Source organism: Streptomyces sp. NPDC002564 (assembly GCF_042889645.1).
In the GTDB taxonomy this organism is placed as follows: Bacteria; Actinomycetota; Actinomycetes; order Streptomycetales; family Streptomycetaceae; genus Streptomyces.
Genome location: NZ_JBIARE010000003.1, coordinates 804,436 through 822,501 on the forward strand (window position 1 = coordinate 804,436; position 18,066 = coordinate 822,501).

13 protein-coding genes and 1 tRNA gene are annotated in these 18,066 nt (G+C 66.0%); 4 read left to right on the plus strand and 10 right to left on the minus strand.

The genetic code is table 11. From position 1 onward, the window contains the following. Positions 1-67: 67 nt before the first annotated feature. From ACFYXE_RS15050 to ACFYXE_RS15065, 4 genes are all read right to left on the minus strand, one after another. Positions 68-1,432, minus strand: a complete 1,365-nt coding sequence (locus tag ACFYXE_RS15050) for a Cys-Gln thioester bond-forming surface protein (protein ID WP_389312477.1) — start codon at positions 1,430-1,432, stop codon at positions 68-70. A 416-nt stretch (positions 1,433-1,848) separates the two neighbouring features. After that, complete coding sequence (locus ACFYXE_RS15055; RefSeq protein WP_389312479.1) at positions 1,849-2,304, minus strand: single-stranded DNA-binding protein; 456 nt, start codon at positions 2,302-2,304, stop codon at positions 1,849-1,851. A gap of 307 nt (positions 2,305-2,611) precedes the next feature. Further along, a complete protein-coding gene (locus ACFYXE_RS15060) occupies positions 2,612-4,609 on the minus strand; it encodes a GTPase (RefSeq protein ID WP_389312481.1) in 1,998 nt (665 codons plus the stop codon). Between the two features lie 143 nt (positions 4,610-4,752). Beyond that, positions 4,753-6,390 carry a dynamin family protein gene (locus tag ACFYXE_RS15065; RefSeq protein WP_389312483.1) on the minus strand — a complete coding sequence of 546 codons (1,638 nt, stop codon included), beginning with the start codon at positions 6,388-6,390 and terminating at the stop codon, positions 4,753-4,755. A 309-nt stretch (positions 6,391-6,699) separates the two neighbouring features. Here ACFYXE_RS15065 and ACFYXE_RS15070 point away from each other — a divergent pair. Continuing rightward, positions 6,700-6,772: transfer RNA gene (locus tag ACFYXE_RS15070), tRNA-Arg, on the plus strand. A 198-nt stretch (positions 6,773-6,970) separates the two neighbouring features. Here ACFYXE_RS15070 and ACFYXE_RS15075 read toward each other — a convergent pair. Next, positions 6,971-7,180 (minus strand): hypothetical protein, encoded by a 210-nt coding sequence (locus ACFYXE_RS15075; RefSeq protein ID WP_389312485.1) that lies wholly within the window; start codon positions 7,178-7,180, stop codon positions 6,971-6,973. Positions 7,181-7,195: 15 nt separating this feature from the next. On the opposite strand from ACFYXE_RS15075, the gene ACFYXE_RS15080 reads away from it, so the two are divergent. Next, complete coding sequence (locus tag ACFYXE_RS15080) at positions 7,196-7,519, plus strand: hypothetical protein (RefSeq protein ID WP_389312487.1); 324 nt, start codon at positions 7,196-7,198, stop codon at positions 7,517-7,519. A gap of 181 nt (positions 7,520-7,700) precedes the next feature. Beyond that, the gene (locus ACFYXE_RS15085) at positions 7,701-8,588 is read left to right on the plus strand and encodes an HNH endonuclease (RefSeq protein WP_389312489.1); all 888 of its coding nucleotides are present in this window, start codon (positions 7,701-7,703) and stop codon (positions 8,586-8,588) included. Positions 8,589-8,853: 265 nt separating this feature from the next. Here ACFYXE_RS15085 and ACFYXE_RS15090 read toward each other — a convergent pair whose 3' ends face one another. Next, positions 8,854-9,657, minus strand: a complete 804-nt coding sequence (locus ACFYXE_RS15090; protein ID WP_389312491.1) for a hypothetical protein — start codon at positions 9,655-9,657, stop codon at positions 8,854-8,856. A gap of 981 nt (positions 9,658-10,638) precedes the next feature. Here ACFYXE_RS15090 and ACFYXE_RS15095 point away from each other — a divergent pair. Next, the gene (locus ACFYXE_RS15095; protein WP_389312587.1) at positions 10,639-11,052 is read left to right on the plus strand and encodes a very short patch repair endonuclease; all 414 of its coding nucleotides are present in this window, start codon (positions 10,639-10,641) and stop codon (positions 11,050-11,052) included. Here the strand turns inward: ACFYXE_RS15095 and ACFYXE_RS15100 are convergent. From ACFYXE_RS15100 to ACFYXE_RS15115, 4 genes are read right to left on the minus strand one after another with little or no spacing between them, the layout of a single operon-like run. Then, positions 11,015-11,623, minus strand: coding sequence for a hypothetical protein (locus ACFYXE_RS15100; protein WP_389312493.1), 609 nt, complete (start codon positions 11,621-11,623; stop codon positions 11,015-11,017). The genes ACFYXE_RS15095 and ACFYXE_RS15100 overlap by 38 nt on opposite strands. After that, entirely contained in the window at positions 11,623-13,275 is a 1,653-nt protein-coding gene (locus ACFYXE_RS15105) for a helicase-related protein (RefSeq protein ID WP_389312495.1), read from the minus strand. The genes ACFYXE_RS15100 and ACFYXE_RS15105 overlap by 1 nt, the downstream gene beginning before the upstream one ends. Continuing rightward, complete coding sequence (locus tag ACFYXE_RS15110) at positions 13,272-15,629, minus strand: ATP-binding protein (RefSeq protein ID WP_389312497.1); 2,358 nt, start codon at positions 15,627-15,629, stop codon at positions 13,272-13,274. The genes ACFYXE_RS15105 and ACFYXE_RS15110 overlap by 4 nt, the downstream gene beginning before the upstream one ends. Further along, positions 15,626-16,870 carry a DNA cytosine methyltransferase gene (locus tag ACFYXE_RS15115; protein WP_389312499.1) on the minus strand — a complete coding sequence of 415 codons (1,245 nt, stop codon included), beginning with the start codon at positions 16,868-16,870 and terminating at the stop codon, positions 15,626-15,628. Before ACFYXE_RS15115 ends, ACFYXE_RS15110 begins: the two co-directional genes overlap by 4 nt. Between the last annotated feature and the right edge of the window lie 1,196 nt (positions 16,871-18,066).

Genomic DNA, 18,066 nt, shown 5'->3' on the forward strand with positions numbered 1-18,066 from the left:
GCACGCCCGTAGCGCTAACTGCCACGAGCCGCCCGGCACACCCGCATCCGATCCTTATGGCTGGACGTCAGTCCTCGGGAGAAGGCTGCGTCGAGTCGGACTTCTTGCGGAGGAAGAAGACCGCCGCGCCGCCCACGACCACGAATGCCACCGCGATGCCGATGATCAATGGGGTGTTGCTGGAGCTGCCGGTCTCGGCGAGGTCGCCGCCGCCCATGGCCGTGGTGCCGCCCGCCGACGCGGGGCTCGGCTCCGAGACGGGCTCGGTCCTGGCGGTGAGCGTGTCGCCCTCGGTCCGGCAGTCGAGGACGCCCTTGAAGCGCTTCTCGAAGCCGCTCGGTCCGGTGATCGTGAAGTCGTAGGGCTGGTCCTCCTGCAGCGGGATCGTCACCGTCTGGGACGCGCCTGCCGCGATGGTGTGCTTGAAGTCCATCAGCCGGAAGGTGAAGGGCTCGTCACCCTTGTTGGTCGCGGTGATGTCCACGCCGCCCTTGGCGCAGTTCTTCTGCGCCGAGAGCGCCGGGACCGCGCCCTTCAGGGCCCAGTGCGCCGTCGCCGTCGCCGACACGGTCGACTCGCTGGAACCCGCGAGTATCTGGGTCTGACTGCGGGTCTCCGAGGTGAAGGCCCGCCCGACCGGCACGGTCGTCGACGCCTGCACGGAGAGCGCCGCCGAGCCGTCCAGGGCGTCCTTGGGCACGTCGAAGTAGAGCCGGCTGCCGTCCGCCGCGGACTTCACCGGCTTGCCGTCCTTGCCGACGATCGTCACGCCGCTCGCCGCGGAGTCCGCGGGCGGCGTCACCGTCACCGAGTCGGCGTCGGTCCGCACGGTGACCGGTCCCAGTCGCTCGCCCGCGTGCCCCGAGACGGCGGGCTGGTCGAGGGTCAGCGACGGCTTGGGCTCCGCGCTGTTCCGCGCGCTCTTGTACAGGTAATCGGCGAGCTTCTCGGCCTGCGGGTCGACGGCCTCGACCCGGGCGCCGTCCGAGTACCGCCAGATCGCCACCTGGGTGCCGGCCGCGGCCGTCTTGCCGGTGAGCGAACCCGCCCCCGCCTTCCGGGCCAGCGCCGCGAGGTCGTTCACCTGCGGGTACGAGTGCTGCAGAATCCAGCGGATCCTGCCCGCGTCACGGTTGCCGTTCAGCGAAGTGCCGCTCCAGGACGTCTCCTGGTACTTGGCGTCCTTCTGCGTGGGGTTGAGGATGTCGACGCAGTACGTCTGCAGGGTGCCGCCGCCCTCGACGGCCATCTCGAAGAGCCCCGCGGGCACCCGCTGCGAACTGCCGTTGTCCCGGATGACGGCCTGGTCGTACGTCTGCAGCCCGCTCAGCGTCGCGACCGCGCCGCCCTGGTGCTGCGGCGCCTCCTCGGCCACCGCCGCACCCGCGGCGGTCATCCCGCCCGCCACGGCCAGACCCGCCGCCACGGTCACTGCGGCAAGACGGACGGCGCCTCGGCTACGTATGGACAACGCAGAAAACACAGAATTCCCCTCCGGGCGGGACCCGTTGACACGTTGGGGGGTGGTCCCGCCAGCAGACTGAAAGCGGCAGGAACGCCTGCCACCTGCAGGGCATCACCTGCCAACTGCCCCGTGAGCTACGTCCGGCATCCTAAGGAAGCAGCGCATCACGAGCCCCACGCATCCCATCGGGCAGCGGATCCGAATCGGAATCGTTATCCCCAACACCCGCTCCGAGCTGGGCTTATCGACAAATCCACGGCCCTCAATCGCCGATATGCCGCACATCGGTCGCCCCTGCGCCGCGCCCTTCCTGAACATCTCGCGTCCCGAGCCTCTCGCGTCCCGCACCCCTCGCATCCCGCACCTCGCCCGCTGACGACTCGTCATCCCACGGGCTCCGGCTCCTTGTCCCACAGACCGGCGTCCTTGTCGGCTGCCGCCCCCGCTCCCGCACCCCCCGGCCCCGCGACCGCCGCATGGCTCTTGACCACGCGCCGGAACGCCGCCGTGCCGCGCGACAGGTCGTGCCCGACCGCCGTCGCCTCGATGTCCGCCGAGGTCCAGTGCTGTCCGCCGCGCTCCTCGTCCCGTACCTTCAACCGGCCCTGCACGATGACCGGTTCACCCACCGACACCGAGCCCTGCACGTTCGTACCGAGCGCGCGCCAGGCCCAGACCGTGAAGAAATTGGTGTGCCCGTCGGTCCACGTGTTCTTCGCGGCGTCGAAGTACCGCGCCGTCACCGCGAGCCGGAACCGCGCCACCGGCCCCGACGGCAACTCCCGGTACACCGGCGTCGTCGCCACATTGCCCACGACCGTCACCAAGGTCTCGTTCACGCCGACCACTCCCCCGTATCGTCCGCTTCCGCCGCCGCGCCTTCCGCGGCCGCGATCTCAGATTGCACCGGCCGCCCGGATCCCGCTGAGCCCTGTGGACCGCCCACCGGTTGTGGATAACTCCGTCACCCGAAGGGGTCAGGTGACGGTCAGGGTCAGGGGACCGAAGGCCGCAGACGACCGAAGAGCGCGTAGGTGAAGGCGCAGGCGCAGGCGAAGGGGAAGGGGAAGGAGAAGGAGAAGGGGAAGGCGCAGGGAAAACGGTCAGAGGGCCAAGGAGGGGCGGGTACGAGAGGTCGGCCGCCCCTCACCCCACCGGCGCCCCCGTCACCCGCACGTACTGCTCCCTGACCTCCCGATACCGCAGCAACTCCGCCGCCACCGGATCCAGCACCCGGGCCCGCCCGCACCCGGCCGCCGCCTCCCGCAGCCGCCGTTCCGCGTCATGGCCGTACCGGCGCGCCGGCCCCCGCGCCGCCAGCCGGCTCGCCCACTCCACGCACGGCCCGCCCACGATGCCCGCGAGCATCAGCAGCACCGGCACGCCCAGGTTCGGCGTGGCGACCCCGACGATCTGTCCGACCAGCCACAGCCCGCCCACGACCTGCAGCAACGTCATCGCCGCCTGCGCGAGCACCGCCACCGGCCACCAGCCGGGCCGCGGCGGCCGCCCGGCGGGCACCCCCGCCGTCACGGCGAGCTCGTCGAGCGCCTCCGGCAGGCCCTCGGCGCCGCGCACCGCGGCCTCCCGTACGGCCTGCCCCCAGGGCACGGGCAGCCCGGCCGCCGCCTCGTCGGCCACCGTGCGCACGGCGTGCTCCACGCGCTGGCGCGCCGTCGCCTCCTCGTCCGCCGGGACCCGCCCGGTCAACGTCGGCACCCCCTGCGGGGAGCGCTGGGCCTCGTACCACCGCCACAGCCTGAGCCAGGGGTCGCCGCACGCCTTGCCCGCGTTCCTGCGCCAGGCCCGCTCCGCCGCGTCCCCCGCGGCCGTCGCGCCCACGGCGTCCGCGAGCCGGTCGGCGAACTCCTCGCGCGCCTCCTCGCTCAGCCCGATCCGCGCGGGGTGACGGCCGGGCTGCGCCCCGGTCACGTACACCGGACGCAGGCGTTCCGCGGCGGCGTCCAGATCCGCCGAGATCCGGCGCGCCGCGGCGCCCCGCTCGTGCGTGAACTGGCCGAGGGCCTCGCGCAGTTCGCCGACGCCCTCGCCGGTCAGCGCGGAGATCGACAGGACCGTGGCGCCCGGCTCACCGTGCTCGCCGAGCGCGACGCCGTCCTCGTCGAGGAGCCGCCGCAGGTCGTCGAGCACCTGGTCGGCGGCGTCCCCGGGGAGCCGGTCGATCTGGTTGAGCACGACGAAAGTGACCTCGGCGTGCCCGGCCATGGGCCGCAGATAGCGTTCGTGGAGCATCGCGTCGGCGTACTTCTCCGGGTCCACGACCCAGATGACGGCGTCCACGAGGGCCAGGATCCGGTCGACCTGCTCGCGGTGCTCGCCGACCGCCGAGTCGTGGTCGGGCAGGTCGATCAGGACCAGGCCCTGGAGCTCGTCGGCGCCGGGCCCCTGGAGCGGGCGGCGGCGCAGCCGGCCCGGAATCCCGAGCCGGTCGAGGAGACCCGCGGCACCGTCCGTCCAGCTGCACCCGATGGGTGCGGCGGTGGTCGGCCTGCGCACGCCGGTCTCCGAGATCATCACTCCGGCGAGGGAATTGAAGAGCGTGGACTTGCCGCTTCCGGTGGCGCCCGCGATGGCGACGACGGTGTGCCGTTCGGAGAGCCTGCGGCGAGCGGCGGCCTCGTCGAGGACCCGGCCCGCCTCGGCGAGCGTGCCGGTGTCGAGGCGGGTGCGGGAGAGCCCGACGAGTTCGCGCAGCGCGTCGAGGCGTGCGCGCAGGGGCCCTTCGTACGCGGAGGAGGTCGTGGAGGGAGCGGAGGAGGGGGACGAGGAAGGCGACCCGGACGGAGTACGGGTGGGGGCGCCGGAGGGAGTACCGGTAGGCACTCCGGAGGGAACGTACGAGCGAACTCCGGGGTCCGCCGTCTCCGCCTCGCCACCTCGTGGCCCGCCCGCGACGCGGCGTGCGATGAGGCCGTCGTCCCAGGGGCGTGCGGAGGGGTCGGTGGAGTCGGCGTGATCGGGGTGGGCGTCCCGGGCGCGGCGGGTGTCCTGGTCGCGGTGGTCGGTGCGGTTGTCCCGGTCGCGGTGGTCGACGCGGTCGTCCCGGTCCCGGTGGTCGACGCGGTCGTCCCGGTCCCGGTGATCGGCGCGGTGGGCCCCGTCACCCCTCTCCCTCCGCTCCACCCGCTGTGCCCTGTCTGCCCGGTCAGCTCTGCCTACCCCGTCTGCTCTGCCGGCCCTGTCAGCTCTGTCGGTCCCGTCCGTGTGGTCGGAGGGTTCTGTGGGGTCGGCGTGATCGGCGTGATCCGTGACGGCGGTCACCGCGGTCACCTCTCCTTCTGCAGTACGGACAGGGCGGCGATCAGCTCGGCCTGGGGCTCCGGATGGACCTCCAGGGCGTCCAGCGGGGCGAGCCTGCGCTCCCGTTCGGCGGTGAGGACCTTCTCCAGGTAGTCGGTCAGCAGGCGCCCGCCGCGGTCGCGCAGCCGGACCGCGCCCTGGGCACCGATGCGTTCGGCGAGGGCCTCCCCGGCGGAACGGGCCCGGCGCCCGCCGAGCAGGGCGGTGGCGAGCAGCGCGGCGACGACTTCGGGGTCGGGCAGCGCGGATTTGTCGACCCGTTCGAAGCCGCGTACTTCTTCCTCCGCGTACTCCTCCAGGACGCGCCGCCACCGGCGCACGGCCATGCCGATGCGGTGCTCGGCGCTCTCCGCCTCGGGGTCGCGGCCGACGAGCTCGGGGGCGCCGGCGGCGGGTTCGCGCCGCCAGGCGTCGTCGATGCGTTCGTCGGCGGCGGTGACGGCGCACAGCAGCAGCGCCTCCAGGCTCTCGGCGATGGCGTCGAGCAGTTCGCCGGCGCCGCAGTCGAGCGGGTAGCTGCGCCAGCGCTTCAGGGCGCCCCCGGCGAGCACACCGCCCGCCTGCAGCCGTCCCCGCACGCGCGCGTGCTCGTTCTCGTACGCCTCGTCGACGGCGGCGGTGAGCCGCAGCGCGGCCGCGTACTGGGCGGCGACGGCGCCCGCCAGTTCCGGCATCCGGGAGTTGAGGGAGCCCATGACGCCCTGCGCGGTGCGGGCGACGGCCTGGGTGCGGGCCGCGGGCTCCTGCACGCGGTGGGTGAGCCAGGCGCGCAGGGGGGCGACGGCGGTGGCGGGGAGCAGTCCGCCGCCGCCCGCGGACTCGGGCAGCTCGGGCACGGTGAAGCGGGGTACGTCGCCGAGTCCCGCCTTGGTGAGCAGTGCCCCGTACTGGCGTGACACCTCGGTCACCACTTGGTGGGGCACGCGGTCCAGGACGGTGACGAGGGTGGCGTCGTGCTCCTTGGCGGTGCGCAGGAGGTGCCAGGGGACGGCGTCGGCGTACCGGGAGGCGGTGGTGACCATGACCCACACGTCGGCCGCGGAGATCAGCTCGGCGGCCAGCACGCGGTTGTCGGCGACGAGCGAGTCGATGTCGGGGGCGTCGAGGAGGGCGAGACCGCGCGGGAGGCTCGGGGCGGTCTCGATGCGCAGGGCGCGCTCGTCCTCGCCGACGATCGGGGTCACGTCGTCGCTGTCCTCGTCGCCGCTCTCGCAGGACTCCTGGCGGGGCACCCACACGCGCGTGAGGTCGGGCAGGATGCGCATCCCCGAGAACCAGTGGTGATCGTCCGGGTGGCAGACGAGCACCGGCGTACGCGTGGTGGGCCGCAGCACGCCCGCCTCGCTGACCTGTCGCCCCACCAGGGAGTTCACCAGGGTGGACTTGCCGGCGCCGGTGGAACCGCCGATGACGGCGAGAAGGGGCGCTTCGGGCGCCTTGAGCCGGGGCACGAGATAGTCATCGAGCTGCGCCAGCAGCTCGTCCCGGTTGGCACGCGCGCGTGGCGCCCCTGGCAGGGGGAGCGGAAAGCGTGCGGCGGCGACACGCTCGCGCAGGGCGGAGAGTGCGTCAAGCAGCTGAGGCCGTACGTCCAAGGTCACCACATGCGAAGAATGCCCAATTTTGACGGCTTTCTGAAGCATATGGGCGTCTCTGCGCGCCGATCGGACACGGGTGATGGAAGGGGCGACTGGGACGCAGGCATAACGAGTGCACAACACCCGGGGCGCGAGGCGCCAAAAGCGATGCGCGATTCGCACCTGCCTGCGATTATCAGGATCGCTTCACCGAACCTCCACATCACGGCGCGGAGGCGAAGCACCAGGGACAGGGACCGGGGAGCCCTATCCTTGTCCCCGGCAAGGTCACGGATCACCCCCATGTCCGGGCTCCATGCCACCCGGCCACACCCGGCCCCCGTAGCTCAGTGGATAGAGCAGGCGCCTTCTAAGCGCTTGGCCGCAGGTTCGAGTCCTGCCGGGGGCGCCTAGCGCAGGCCCCACTTCGGTGGGGCCTTTCTGCTGGTCAGAGGCCCTGTACGTGCGCACACAGAAGCCCCGGCCACTCCCCCGCCGATCATGGGGTGGGTCCGGGGCTGTCCGGCTGAAACCGGGTTCCTGCGGGTCGCTCTGTCGAATACGTGTCGAAGTTTTCGGCGGCGGGTCAGTCCTGCCGTTCAGTCCGTCAGTCGGAGGCAGGCAGGTCTTCGAGATCCCCAGCCGCTTCGAGTCGCCGCTTCAGGTCCGGCAACTGGCCGTCGACGCATCGGGCGTAAATCGCGAGCAGCACGGGGACGCTGTTCCCCGCCCAGTCGGCCACCTGAGCGGGCGGGATCCCGTCGTTGAGCCACTTGGTCAGGCGGGTGTGTCGAAGGTCGTACACGCGCTTGCCCATGGGCGACTCGAAAACGTGCGCCGGCAGCACGGCCTTGCGAGCACTGCGCCAGGCGCGGCGGATGACGGAGCCAGCGAGGATTCCGCTCTTCTCGCCCTGAAAGAGGAGATCGCTGGGCTTCAGTTCCTCGTCCTCGATGTGCTGCCGGAGGATGCGGGTCAGGGCGGGGTGTCCCGGGACGGTTCGCGTCTCCCCTTCAGCGCGGCCTTTGAGATCGCGCTCTTCGTGGATCTCTCCGGTGTCCGTCCACTGCTTGCCGACTTCCGGAGTCGCGGTGTGGATCAGGACTTCGCACCACTGATCACGGCTTTAGGCAGCCACTTTGGGGCGAGCCTCTAAGATCATGGCCCAACGTCGTGCTTTAACGGGCAGCTCCACAGACTGCCCGACTCGCCATCAGCTTAACGGGCCATGATCACTCGCCCCAAAGCAGCTCCAGCCCAAAGCCGCTCCACCGACCTCGATTCGACGAACCACCAAATACAGGCAAGCGATAATCCCGCAGACATCAGGAGCAAGAATGCGAGCAAAAAACAGCGAATGGCTAACCCACGAATACTTTCGCACCTATCGGATTGCCAACACAGTCGACACCATCATGCGCGATCCTTTTGCCTACCTACGTGAACTAGAAGGCCTAACCGTAGATAACGGAATCATGGATTTCCTTCCTCATTGGCAGAGAGATTCAGCCCTCCATAAGTTCATTAGATATATTGCTGACGACATCTTCATGGCAGACTCCCACGGGCCCAGCCGCGTCCCACACGGGCCAGATCCTGTCCACCCGCAATGGATTCTCCCCGCCGATCTGGCGATGATGAACTATGGGATTATTAACGAGCCCCTGTTTTTCATCCCGGATGCCCCATCAAACGGCGACCCGTTCGATCGCACCGAGGGAAATACAGACAGCGATCCCTACTTCGTTCAGAACGCCTGCTCTGACTACCTCATGCACCTACCACAGCTGCAGCCGTACGTAGACCTCATGGATCGAATCGCCGATGAAGTATTTTTCGTCATGTTTACGAATCGACGAGCCTTGGCGAGTCTAAACAAATTCCTCTCTATGTATCTCGACGGCTTCGACCCCGCATATTTCGGCAAAGAGGATCAGGAATTAACCAAACTGTTCAAGCGGGAGGGAGAACTAAAACGAGTACGCCCGCCAGTATGGGCAAGGAGGGCAGTCTTCTATCGCGATCGTGGACGCTGCACAGGATGCAGAGTTAACTTGTCTGGCCTCATTGATACATTTGATGTCGCAAACTACGATCACATGATCCCGCTGGCCCGCGGCGGATTGAACGACGTAACCAACCTCCAACTTCTCTGCGAAAAGTGCAATACGAGTAAGGGAGACAGAATTCGCATCCCAAGTAACCGCTATCGCCGCTGGTACTAATCAGCCTCGGCGGCCAACAGGGCAGTGCACAGTACGCACGAGCGCCCTCCCGGGCCGTCCTGGGCCGTAGAAGGGCGCTCGTTGGTGACCAGAGCTGACAACTGGCGATAGGTGCGTCGCAGTTCAGAGCGGTGATCGAGTAGGCGGCCGCAGGCCACGGACGTAGATGATCAGTTGTGGCTGAACAGCACCATTCTGTTCCGGCCTTCTTTGAACAGCCGTCCATAGATGGATAGAACGGAGTTCGCGGACTCCTCCCTCCCCCTCAACGCCGCCGTCGTAGATCCTCCCGCGTCACCTTATTGATGTGCTGCGCGTAAGCGTCGTACCGGAACGCTCCGCCCGGGGGGCGCAATGTAAGGAGGTCGTGCGCCGCAACCACCAGCGACAGGAGCAATCGGTTGACGACCGAGGTGGAAACCTGGTCGTGGAGTCCTTTATTGGAAAGAGCGTCAAGCGTGTCGATTCGCTTACCTAGATCTTCAGTATTGGCCAATAGGAGTCTTTGCGTAGTGCGGCCACTCGCGTTCTCCGCAACATAGGCCCATAGGCGATTTCGATAGGCTTCTTTTCCGACATTCCTCCCATTGACCTTTTCTGCCCGCGGAGGATAGAGACAGTCAGCCAACTGCTCCGTGAACCTCCGGCACGATAGCGAGACGTGTGCTAACCCCTCAGGCGATTCATGATTCTCAAACGACTTAATGGCACCGTGGAGTTTATCCGTCAGTCGAGGGTCAACATCGGTACACCTGATCAGAAGTTCGTCGAGCGCAGAGGAAAGCTGCCCTTGCAGCAGTCCATCAAGTTCGCCTAGGCGCCGAAAATAATCTGGGTCGTGGTACGGGTCCCAGATGGTTCCCCGCACCCCGATGTCCTCCCAGTGGACAGCCTCGAAGATCCGCGACGCCTCCCAGCTCTCGAAGTTGACGTGGTCCCGGTTGTCCTCAACTGCCAACTCATAGCCTCGATGAAAGAGGTAGAGGGAGTCCTCGAAGACCCGGAAGGAAGCCGGCAACGACCCCAGAAACAGTGCTACGTGCAGGGGGATCTCCGGGAGGATCTGCATCGCCCCCACATACCAGGGCTGACCCTGCAATCTGCTGTGGAGGGCCCGCGCATCTGCGGGGTTAAGGGAATCCACTGCGATGCCGGCAGGTTGCTTTGCGCCGCCGCCCTTTCAACCAGCTCCGGCCCATAAAACGTGCTCCAGACCGCCCAGTGCTCACCAAGGAGCCTTTCCACCCCTCGCTCGACTCCACCGGATCCTGCGTAAACCTTCCACAGAAAAAGCGATCCGATATCGAAGCGCGCATATCGCCGGTGACGCGGGACGGTATCCATGTAGATGCGCATAAAGTGCTCCCGCAGGGTAAACCATCCCCATTCTTCGCCATCCCGCCAGCCCTCTTCAACGAAGAAGCAAACCCTCATTGGCCCCCTCGGTCCGCATGGCCAACGTACGTCAGCCTTACAGGCTATGCCTTCACCGTATTCGCGTCGAGAAACTATCGGAACGGGTCCCTGCTTGGGATCGAAGCCACAAGCCTGATATGTGCTGCGCCCTGGTGTCTACCGCCGGAGGCCGGGGTGGTGGTGAGGCATCCGTCGGGGGCGTCGTGGCGGTACCGGAGCTGGCATAGGTCCCGCAGGAGACAGCGATCAAGCCATCGGCGAGGGCGTGGTTCGCGGCGCAGGGCGCAGACCACCACAACGTTCACCCATCACTTCCGAGGGCCGCTAAGAGCCGCTAGGCTCAATGATTCGAGCGAACGCCTCGCACTCCCAGCGACACTTCTTTGCCCTACCGCCCTCGGGGCCCGGACCGAATCAGTTGCCCGCGGGCTGGACTTCGGTACGCCGCCGTCCAGTTCCTCGCTTCACCCATACAACTGGCGACTGCTGACTTCCTGCTGCCGACCTCGTCGTGGACTTCGCCCAAGCGGAACTCGTGGGCGTCTTGATGGGCGTGTGGACTGCCAAGGCCGCCGCTGGAGTTCGACTGGAGAGCCTGATGTCTGCTGGTGTCGACCCAATCGTCAGCGCACGTATGTCCCGAATCCGAGGGCGAGACACTGCACCCGAGATGAAGGTTCGTCGTGAGTTGCACCGGCGCGGTCTCCGGTACCGGGTGAACTTCAAGCCTGTGTCCACGTTGCGGCGGACGGTCGACATCGCCTTCACCAGGCAGCGGGTCGCCGTCCTGATCGACGGGTGCTTCTGGCACGGCTGTCCGGAACACTATCGGCCGGCGAAGGGGGATCGAAAGGAGTTCTGGGCGGCCAAAGTCGCGAAGAATCAACGGCGTGATCAGGACTCCACCAGGGCGTTCGCATCGGCGGGCTGGGCCGTTCTGCGCTTCTGGGAGCACGCTGACCCAGTCGAGGTGGCCGACAAGATAGCGGACGAAGTGATCAGACGGTCCGTCAGTCGCCGGTCGCCTTCCGAGAGACCGCGTAGGTGACCTGCTCGCATCGTGCTCTCAAGATGGCGGCTAGCGAGCGCGCGAGCTGCCAGTCGTCGTCGGGCAATGGCGCGGAACTGGGCTTGGTGACGGCGATGGTGATCAATTGCGACTCGAACTCCGCCCGGCGTAGGCAGGCGTGCCAAACCATGCCCTGCAGGCCACTCATTGAGCCCCAGGTGATGAAGGCCGACTCCCCCTCGGGTCCATCGGCGAGGCAACGCATGGGCTTCACATCCAGTGTCTGCGCGCGAAGGGTCCATCCCGGGCCCATGGCGAGCCGAACGACCGACTGCGGGCCGGGATACTCGCGCGTCGTCATCTGAGCCATCGGTCCGACACCCTCAAGCGCCCTGCGATACTGCTTCGCCGGTCCGTCCTTGATCCACGGACGTATCTTCTCCGTCGGCATGAACCTAGCGAGTCGTCCCCCGATCTTGGGATCTTTGACGAACCGGTCGTACATCTCAGTCGCTGCAGGCGAGGAGACCTCTTCCCACCTCGTGACATCGAAGTGACGGGCTAGCTCCGCAAAGATCTCCAAGCGGATCGGTTCCGGAAGGGCCGCCATCAGCCCCCCTCAATGGGCGGGAACTCCAAACGGACGCTGTCGTCGGCCCCCCCGAGGTCACCCACGTCGGCCATCCATTGGTCCAAGAGCCCCTTCACCCTCAGGTCCTCAAAATCAAACTGGTTCCGTCCGACCGATACCTGCTCGATCTCGCCCTCGGATACCTGCTCTCGTATGTCGTACACCTCGGCCAACCTTCGGATGTCGCTCACGAAGTCCAGTACCTCCACGTGGGTCTTTCCCTTGCGAAGGCGGAGTCCGCGGCCTAGCTGCTGCACGAAGATCCGTCGACTGTGGGTCACCCTGGTGAAGCAGAGAATGTTGACGTCGGGCACGTCGACGCCCTCGTTAAGAATGTCTACGGCGACGAGGATGGGCACTTCTCCTGAACGGAACTTGAGCAGTCGTGCCCGCCGCTCCCGTGTCCTCAGCTTGGCGTGCAGCGTCTCGGACCGTTCCCAGCCGGGCCGTCGGGCGAGCAGGTCGCGCATCCGTTCGGCGTGCTCGATCGTCTGGCAGAAGATGATGGCCCGCGGGTTCGTGGTCTGGTCCCAGACCTTCTCGAGGTGTCCCCGGACGGACTCGTCCCGCTCCGGGATGAAGAGACGCTTGTTCAGGTCCTTAATGGAGTAGCCGTGCTCGGAGGCGTGGCGGACGAAGTCCCAGTCGATATTGTCGGCGAACACGCGGTACTTCACGTCGGCGAGGTAGCCCAATCTCATGCCCTCCGATATGGACACCCGTTCGACTGGTTCACCAAAGGTTCGCTCAATGTCGTACTTGTCACCTCGCCAGGGCGTGGCCGTCACACCTATCCGTTTGGCCTTGGGGAGCAGACCCATCATGGTGGCGTAGTTTCCGGTCTCTCCCACGTGGTGTGCCTCGTCCACGATCACCAGCTTGGGATCGTAGCCCGATTGAATGTAGTCACGTGCCGTGTTCGATACGCCGAAGGTGACGCCTGGCAAGGAGTCGGGTTTCGAGTCGCCATGCAGCAGGCGGGTCGGTACGTGCTTGGGGACGTCCCGCCACATGGCCCGTTCCAGTTGCTCTACGAGGTCGATCATGTGCGCGGTGACTAGAACCTTGGACCCCGGATTGGAGAGCAGGAATCGCCGCAGCACCCTGCCGGCGACGACCGTCTTACCAAGGCCAGTGGCGAGGTAGATCAGCGCCTCACCTGTGTCCTCTAGGGCAGACCAGGCCGCTTCCACGGCACGGTCCTGATAGGGGTGGAGATCGAACGGTGTGATTCGCTCCGGAGCGCGATCGTAGATCGTCGCCAGACGTCGGCCGTCCCAGAGGGTTACGTTGACTCCGACGTCCCTCAGAGCGTCTGCTCGCTCCTTGGCCTTCTGAGTGAAGAGTCGGTTGGTGACCACGACCGCTCGGTGTATGGCGTAATGCCGCATCGCCGCATGCGCTTCGTCCACGGCCTCGCGATCCACGTTGCCCGACTTCTTCCATTTCGACTGGAAGATCCAATCCTCACCGTTGAGTCGGCCAAGGAGATCAGCACCCTTATCGCCGGGACCATCGATGTTGACTACATCCGTGAACGAGATCAGGCTGAGCAAACGCTCTATCTGGCGCGTGAGACCCTTCGGGCCTTCCTCAACAAGGAAGGTTGGCTCTATGAATGATCTAGTCATGCCTGGACAATCTCCGCGTCCAATAGGTCTGCGGTAAGGAGCAGGCGGGACAGTTCCAAGGTGTTCTGCAGGGGTGGGCCCACAACCATCCGCTTGAGGTCGGTGAGGAAGGCGCTGACGCGGGCCACTTGATCCGCCTGCGTCTCCTCGCCGAGCGCCGCGTAGGTAGTGCGGAACAAGCCGCCGTCCAGTACCAGTTCGGGACCGCTCGCAACAAGGTCGAGGACGCCTTCGACTCCCAGGTAGCGTGCGAACTCGCCGTTTTCGACTGCAGCCTTCCAATCGACATCCGGCGCCACCGCGATGGCGTACGACTCGGCTGCCCGCTTCGACTCGCCAGACAGCACGGACCAGAACGTGGACGCTCTTTTCGCGGTGAGGTCGGCGAGACGATCGCGCAAGCCCTCCAGCAGCATCTCCGCGCGACTGCGCACGGCGCTGGAGTCCACCCGCCGATCCGGGAACTGCTCGAGGATCGCGGTCACCAACCCGTCGATGGAATCCGATACTGAGTACACGTTCTTCAACTGTGGTGCCGCACATACGAGCGCGACGTTCAGCGGGGGCCACCCGTACCGCGCGATCAGCGCGGTATCGGCGTCCACGTAGATCTCGACCTCGCCAGCAACGATCCGAACCACGGACGGCTGCCGTTGGCCGCCCTTGAGCAGTTCGACTCCAGAGGTGACATAGACGCGAAGGATCGCCTGAGCGGTACCGAGGCGAACTCCGCGGTCAGTGTCCGGGAGCAACGTCGCGTGCTCCCTGTACCTCGCGAAGCGTTGGTCTTCGGTCTCCGGTCGGGTCTCTGCATCTGGCTCCGGCTGCTTCTGATCTTTGGGAGGTGTATGACCGTCGGTCGGTCCCGCCCCCAGATGTCCGAGCCCCTCCCGCTCGAGCCAGTCATCCTCGTCAGAGGGCGGTGCCGACTCCGGCGGTGGTCCATATTTGACCCGATCATGATCGGTTGCGGCCTCGTACCATTTCTCGTCGGTCTGGTACTCCGGATCCCCGCTGCGGAACTTCTGTGCCCATCCCTTCGCGTCACTGTGGATGGCGGTGCTGCCGTTGCCGGGCATGAGGTACCGGAGACCAGGTTTGTTCTCTCGGAAAGCGTTGAAGAACCGGCTCATCGGAGAGTCGTTCTCGCGTCTGAACAGGCGCTTCGCGAGCTGTGGACGCAGAGGTAGGTCGCCTCGCACCTTCTCGACCATGTACCGCCACTCCGGCGACGATGTGTCGAAGTTTGTCTTGCGGACGTTGACCGGAGCGTGGTCGAGATGGATCTCACCGACGATGCGGCCCATACCGAGCTCGATCGGATACTCCAGCTCGTTGTCCCCGTCTGGCCCCTCCCAGTCGAACAGCGACCTATCCCTGGTCGTGATCGCGCGCCCACTCCGAAAGAACGTCAGTCCGAAGTCGGACTTATCGGCGAACCTCTGGACGCCTAGCCACCCCACGATCCGCCGCTGCCGCTCCTGGATTTCAGTGCTCTCGCAATCGACGCACCGGTCGTACCTTGAGGTGTACCAGCGACCGCAGTTCATACAGGCGAACGCGTTGGTGAGTGGCACGTAGATGCGTTCCGCGGCAGGCACCTCCCCAGCCTTGTACGTGACCGATCGGGCAGGGTCCCAGATGCATGGCACGAGAGGGGGCACCTGGCGAGCGTTGACGTACAGGCGCTGGTTCAAGCCGCCCATCAACTGTGCACCCGAATGGGGACCATCGGGATCACGCAGCATATAAGTGTAGATACGCCCCAGGTTCTTACTGACCTCCCGGGTCGAACTCGCCGACTTCAGCTTGTCGACCACGTCATCACGGAGGTTTGTCACCGAGACGAGAGTGCCGTGCTCGCCGGGATCCTTCCGTTCATAGCGAAGGGGTACCTCGTACGACGAGCGGCGCTGCATCTCTCTGAGGTCGATGGTGGCGATGATCCATTGGTCGTCGCCACGCCGCCCGGTACGGACCTCAGTCAACGTGCCAAGGCGGGCCGTGGCGATGTTGAACCCCATGCCGAACAGGCCGAGGCTCCCGAACCGTTGCTTACCCGACGTGCCGGCGCTCAGGGCGTACCGCAACTCCGCCTGGGACATGCCCCGACCGTTGTCGCTCACGACGACCTTGGCGGCCCTGTTGGCCTTGCTCGCCGTGGGCAAGGCGATGTCTATTCGAGGTTCCAACGTTTCATCGACACGGGTGGCCTCGACCAGCTCATCGAGGCAGTTGTCAATCAACTCACATAAGCACTGGTGTAGTTGGAGATCAACCTCCGCGATCATCTCCAAGATCCGAGGGGACGGTGTGAGGTTGAGGGTGTCGGGTCGCGTCTCCGTCTCCGTCATGCTTCGGCTCTCCCCACGCGGAGGGCGGCGTGAACGCTGTCGGCCACGACCCGTGCCAACTCGACGGGAACAGCGTTGCCGAGCTGGCGCATCGCCTTGCCCCAAGGGCCATGCAGCTCGTAGTCGTCCGGGAAGGTCTGCAAGCGGGCGCTTTCCCTGACCGTGAAGTAGCGGATGGAGCCGTCCGTCTCACGCAGCATGTTCTCGCCACCGGGAACGCCGTGACGCCCGGCCTTCAACGTCTTCGCTGGCCAGTCAATCGGGCTACCAGTGTGACCAGGATAGGAACGAGCACCGGGTTGAAGAACGTGGTTGAGGACGCCCGTACTGCCTGTCAGCGTTGGCTCTGGGAGACCAGCCAGCGCGTCCCGTATGGTGCGCCAGCGCGCGTGCACCTCGTCCGGCCGCAGTTCCGCAGGTATCGGAACGTTGGGTCGTTCCGGACGCTTTGCCTTGGGTACTTCGTGTTCCTGCCAGTACTCACCGGTGGTCCACTGGGCGTGCAGGAGCGCGCGTCTAGAGTGCGTGACTTGCGGGAATTCCCAGTTCACGTCCAGATCGTTTCGGAATCCGACTAGGAAGACGCGCTGTCGCTGCTGCGGCACTCCGAAGTCCGCCGCGTTGGCGAAGGCGGGGATGACCCGATAGGACACCTCTTGGCTGCTGATGTCCTTGTCTGCTGCCCGGAGCCGCCGCAGGTGATCCGCCCACAGTTCGTCGGGCTTCGCAGCGAGGAGGGGCAGAGAGAGTCTGGCCTGGATGTACTGAAAATAGTCGGCGAACCTCGGGCGCGCCAGCCCCCTCACGTTCTCGATGATGAACGCGCGGGGCCTCAGGTGGGCGATCACCTCGGCCGTGGCCGGGAACATGTCACGCTCGTCGTCGTCCGCCTTGCCGCGGCCGCCAATTGAGAATGGCTGGCACGGCGGGCCACCGGCGACGAGATCCACCTCGTCGGTTACGCGTGACCAGTTGAAGTCCCGCACGTCGCCCTCCTCGACGTGCCAGTTCGCGACGAGCTCGTTTCCCCTGGCTTGGTTCTGCCGCACCGTGTCACAGGCCCACTTGTCCAACTCCAGGGTCGCCAACGGGTCGAAGCCAGCCTCCTGACAGCCCAGCGCAAGCCCGCCAGCGCCAGCGAATAACTCCACGCTCGCGAGCCGGGCAGGCGTGTTCCTCATCAATAAGAAGGAAGGGTGGCGAACGGTAACGCTCGCGGGAACGACCGCGGTCTCAGACATGCACTTCTTTCCAACCCATGGGACTAGTCCGAATATCATCATGCCGCAAGGTTCAACGACCTCGCCAGGACCTGGAGGTCTCCTGATCGCCTTCCGGGCCATGCCTGCGTGGCGCCACGGTCAGGGCTGCGTCGCCGAGGTAACCAATGACCGGATGTGTGCGGTCGTCCTCCGCGCCGCCTTGGACTTTCAGCAACCGGGCCAGCGCTTGGTGCGAGGAAGTCAGAGACCGCGCCAGCATGTTGCCAACGGCGAGCCGCACAGTGGATCGTCCAACCACTAGCGCGCAGCGTCGGAGGCAACTTGGTGCCCGCCCTCCTCGCCAAGCAACACGCACTCCGGCATGTGGCACGGATGATGCTGAGGATCGTGTTCTCGATCTCCACATCGGCGGTGGCCGCAAGTCCCCGATGCCCTGGTCGATGTAGTTGAGCCGCAGGCCCTACAAACTGCGGACCACGTCCGCACCAGATGGCGCCGGACTGCGGCGAGGAGGATAGCCGGCTTCGTTCACTACGGCGGACAGCACCAACAGACTTGAATGCGTGTTGAGCCCCCAACTTGCTTCAACTAAACGCCGTTCCGGGCCGTCTGTGATCAGCTAGCAGAGTGGACGCCATCATCGCTAGTGCCATAGCTGTCCTGGGCACCTTGCTCGGCTCGGGGATCACCTTGGCCTCCAGCAGCGCACCACGACACGGGGCCATAAATTCGCGCGAGACGAGCGCCTTCGGAAGGAGCGGCTGGACGCCTACTCCACCTACGCCGGCGTCCTGATCAACTACCGTCGCTGCTTGGTGCACCTGTGGTTCTGTCTGCACGAACAACCGCCCCCCGAGGCCGCAGATGACGTGCGGATCCGCGCCTACGACCTCCGCTCCAGCGCTCAGGAGGCGCTCTTCAAAGCATAGATGCTCAACACATTGAGTAGTTCTGCTGAGGAAGTACTCTCGCTCGTGACGCGGCTGTACAAGTCGACAGTCGAGCCGAACTGGACGAGCGCAGGAGAGACACCCGCGACTCGATCCGACGACTGGTCATGGCTGCCAAGCGCCATCTTTGAGGTGCTTGCGAGCAAACGGCGGGGGTGTAGCGCGTAGCCGTCCACACCTTGGAGTGCCCAAGCAGGTGCCGCTGGGGAGTGGTCTCGCGTCGTCTCCACAGATCGGAACCCGGGCAGCAGCAACGGAGACCCC

Coding starts and splice junctions, on each gene's coding strand:
- ACFYXE_RS15075 (WP_389312485.1), bottom strand. CDS start 7,180: ATGGGCAAGCGCGTGTACGACCTTCGACACACCCGCCTGACCAAGTGG.
- ACFYXE_RS15085 (WP_389312489.1), top strand. CDS start 7,701: ATGCGAGCAAAAAACAGCGAATGGCTAACCCACGAATACTTTCGCACC.
- ACFYXE_RS15090 (WP_389312491.1), bottom strand. CDS start 9,657: ATGCAGATCCTCCCGGAGATCCCCCTGCACGTAGCACTGTTTCTGGGG.
- ACFYXE_RS15095 (WP_389312587.1), top strand. CDS start 10,639: ATGTCCCGAATCCGAGGGCGAGACACTGCACCCGAGATGAAGGTTCGT.
- ACFYXE_RS15100 (WP_389312493.1), bottom strand. CDS start 11,623: ATGGCGGCCCTTCCGGAACCGATCCGCTTGGAGATCTTTGCGGAGCTA.
- ACFYXE_RS15105 (WP_389312495.1), bottom strand. CDS start 13,275: ATGACTAGATCATTCATAGAGCCAACCTTCCTTGTTGAGGAAGGCCCG.
- ACFYXE_RS15110 (WP_389312497.1), bottom strand. CDS start 15,629: ATGACGGAGACGGAGACGCGACCCGACACCCTCAACCTCACACCGTCC.
- ACFYXE_RS15115 (WP_389312499.1), bottom strand. CDS start 16,870: ATGTCTGAGACCGCGGTCGTTCCCGCGAGCGTTACCGTTCGCCACCCT.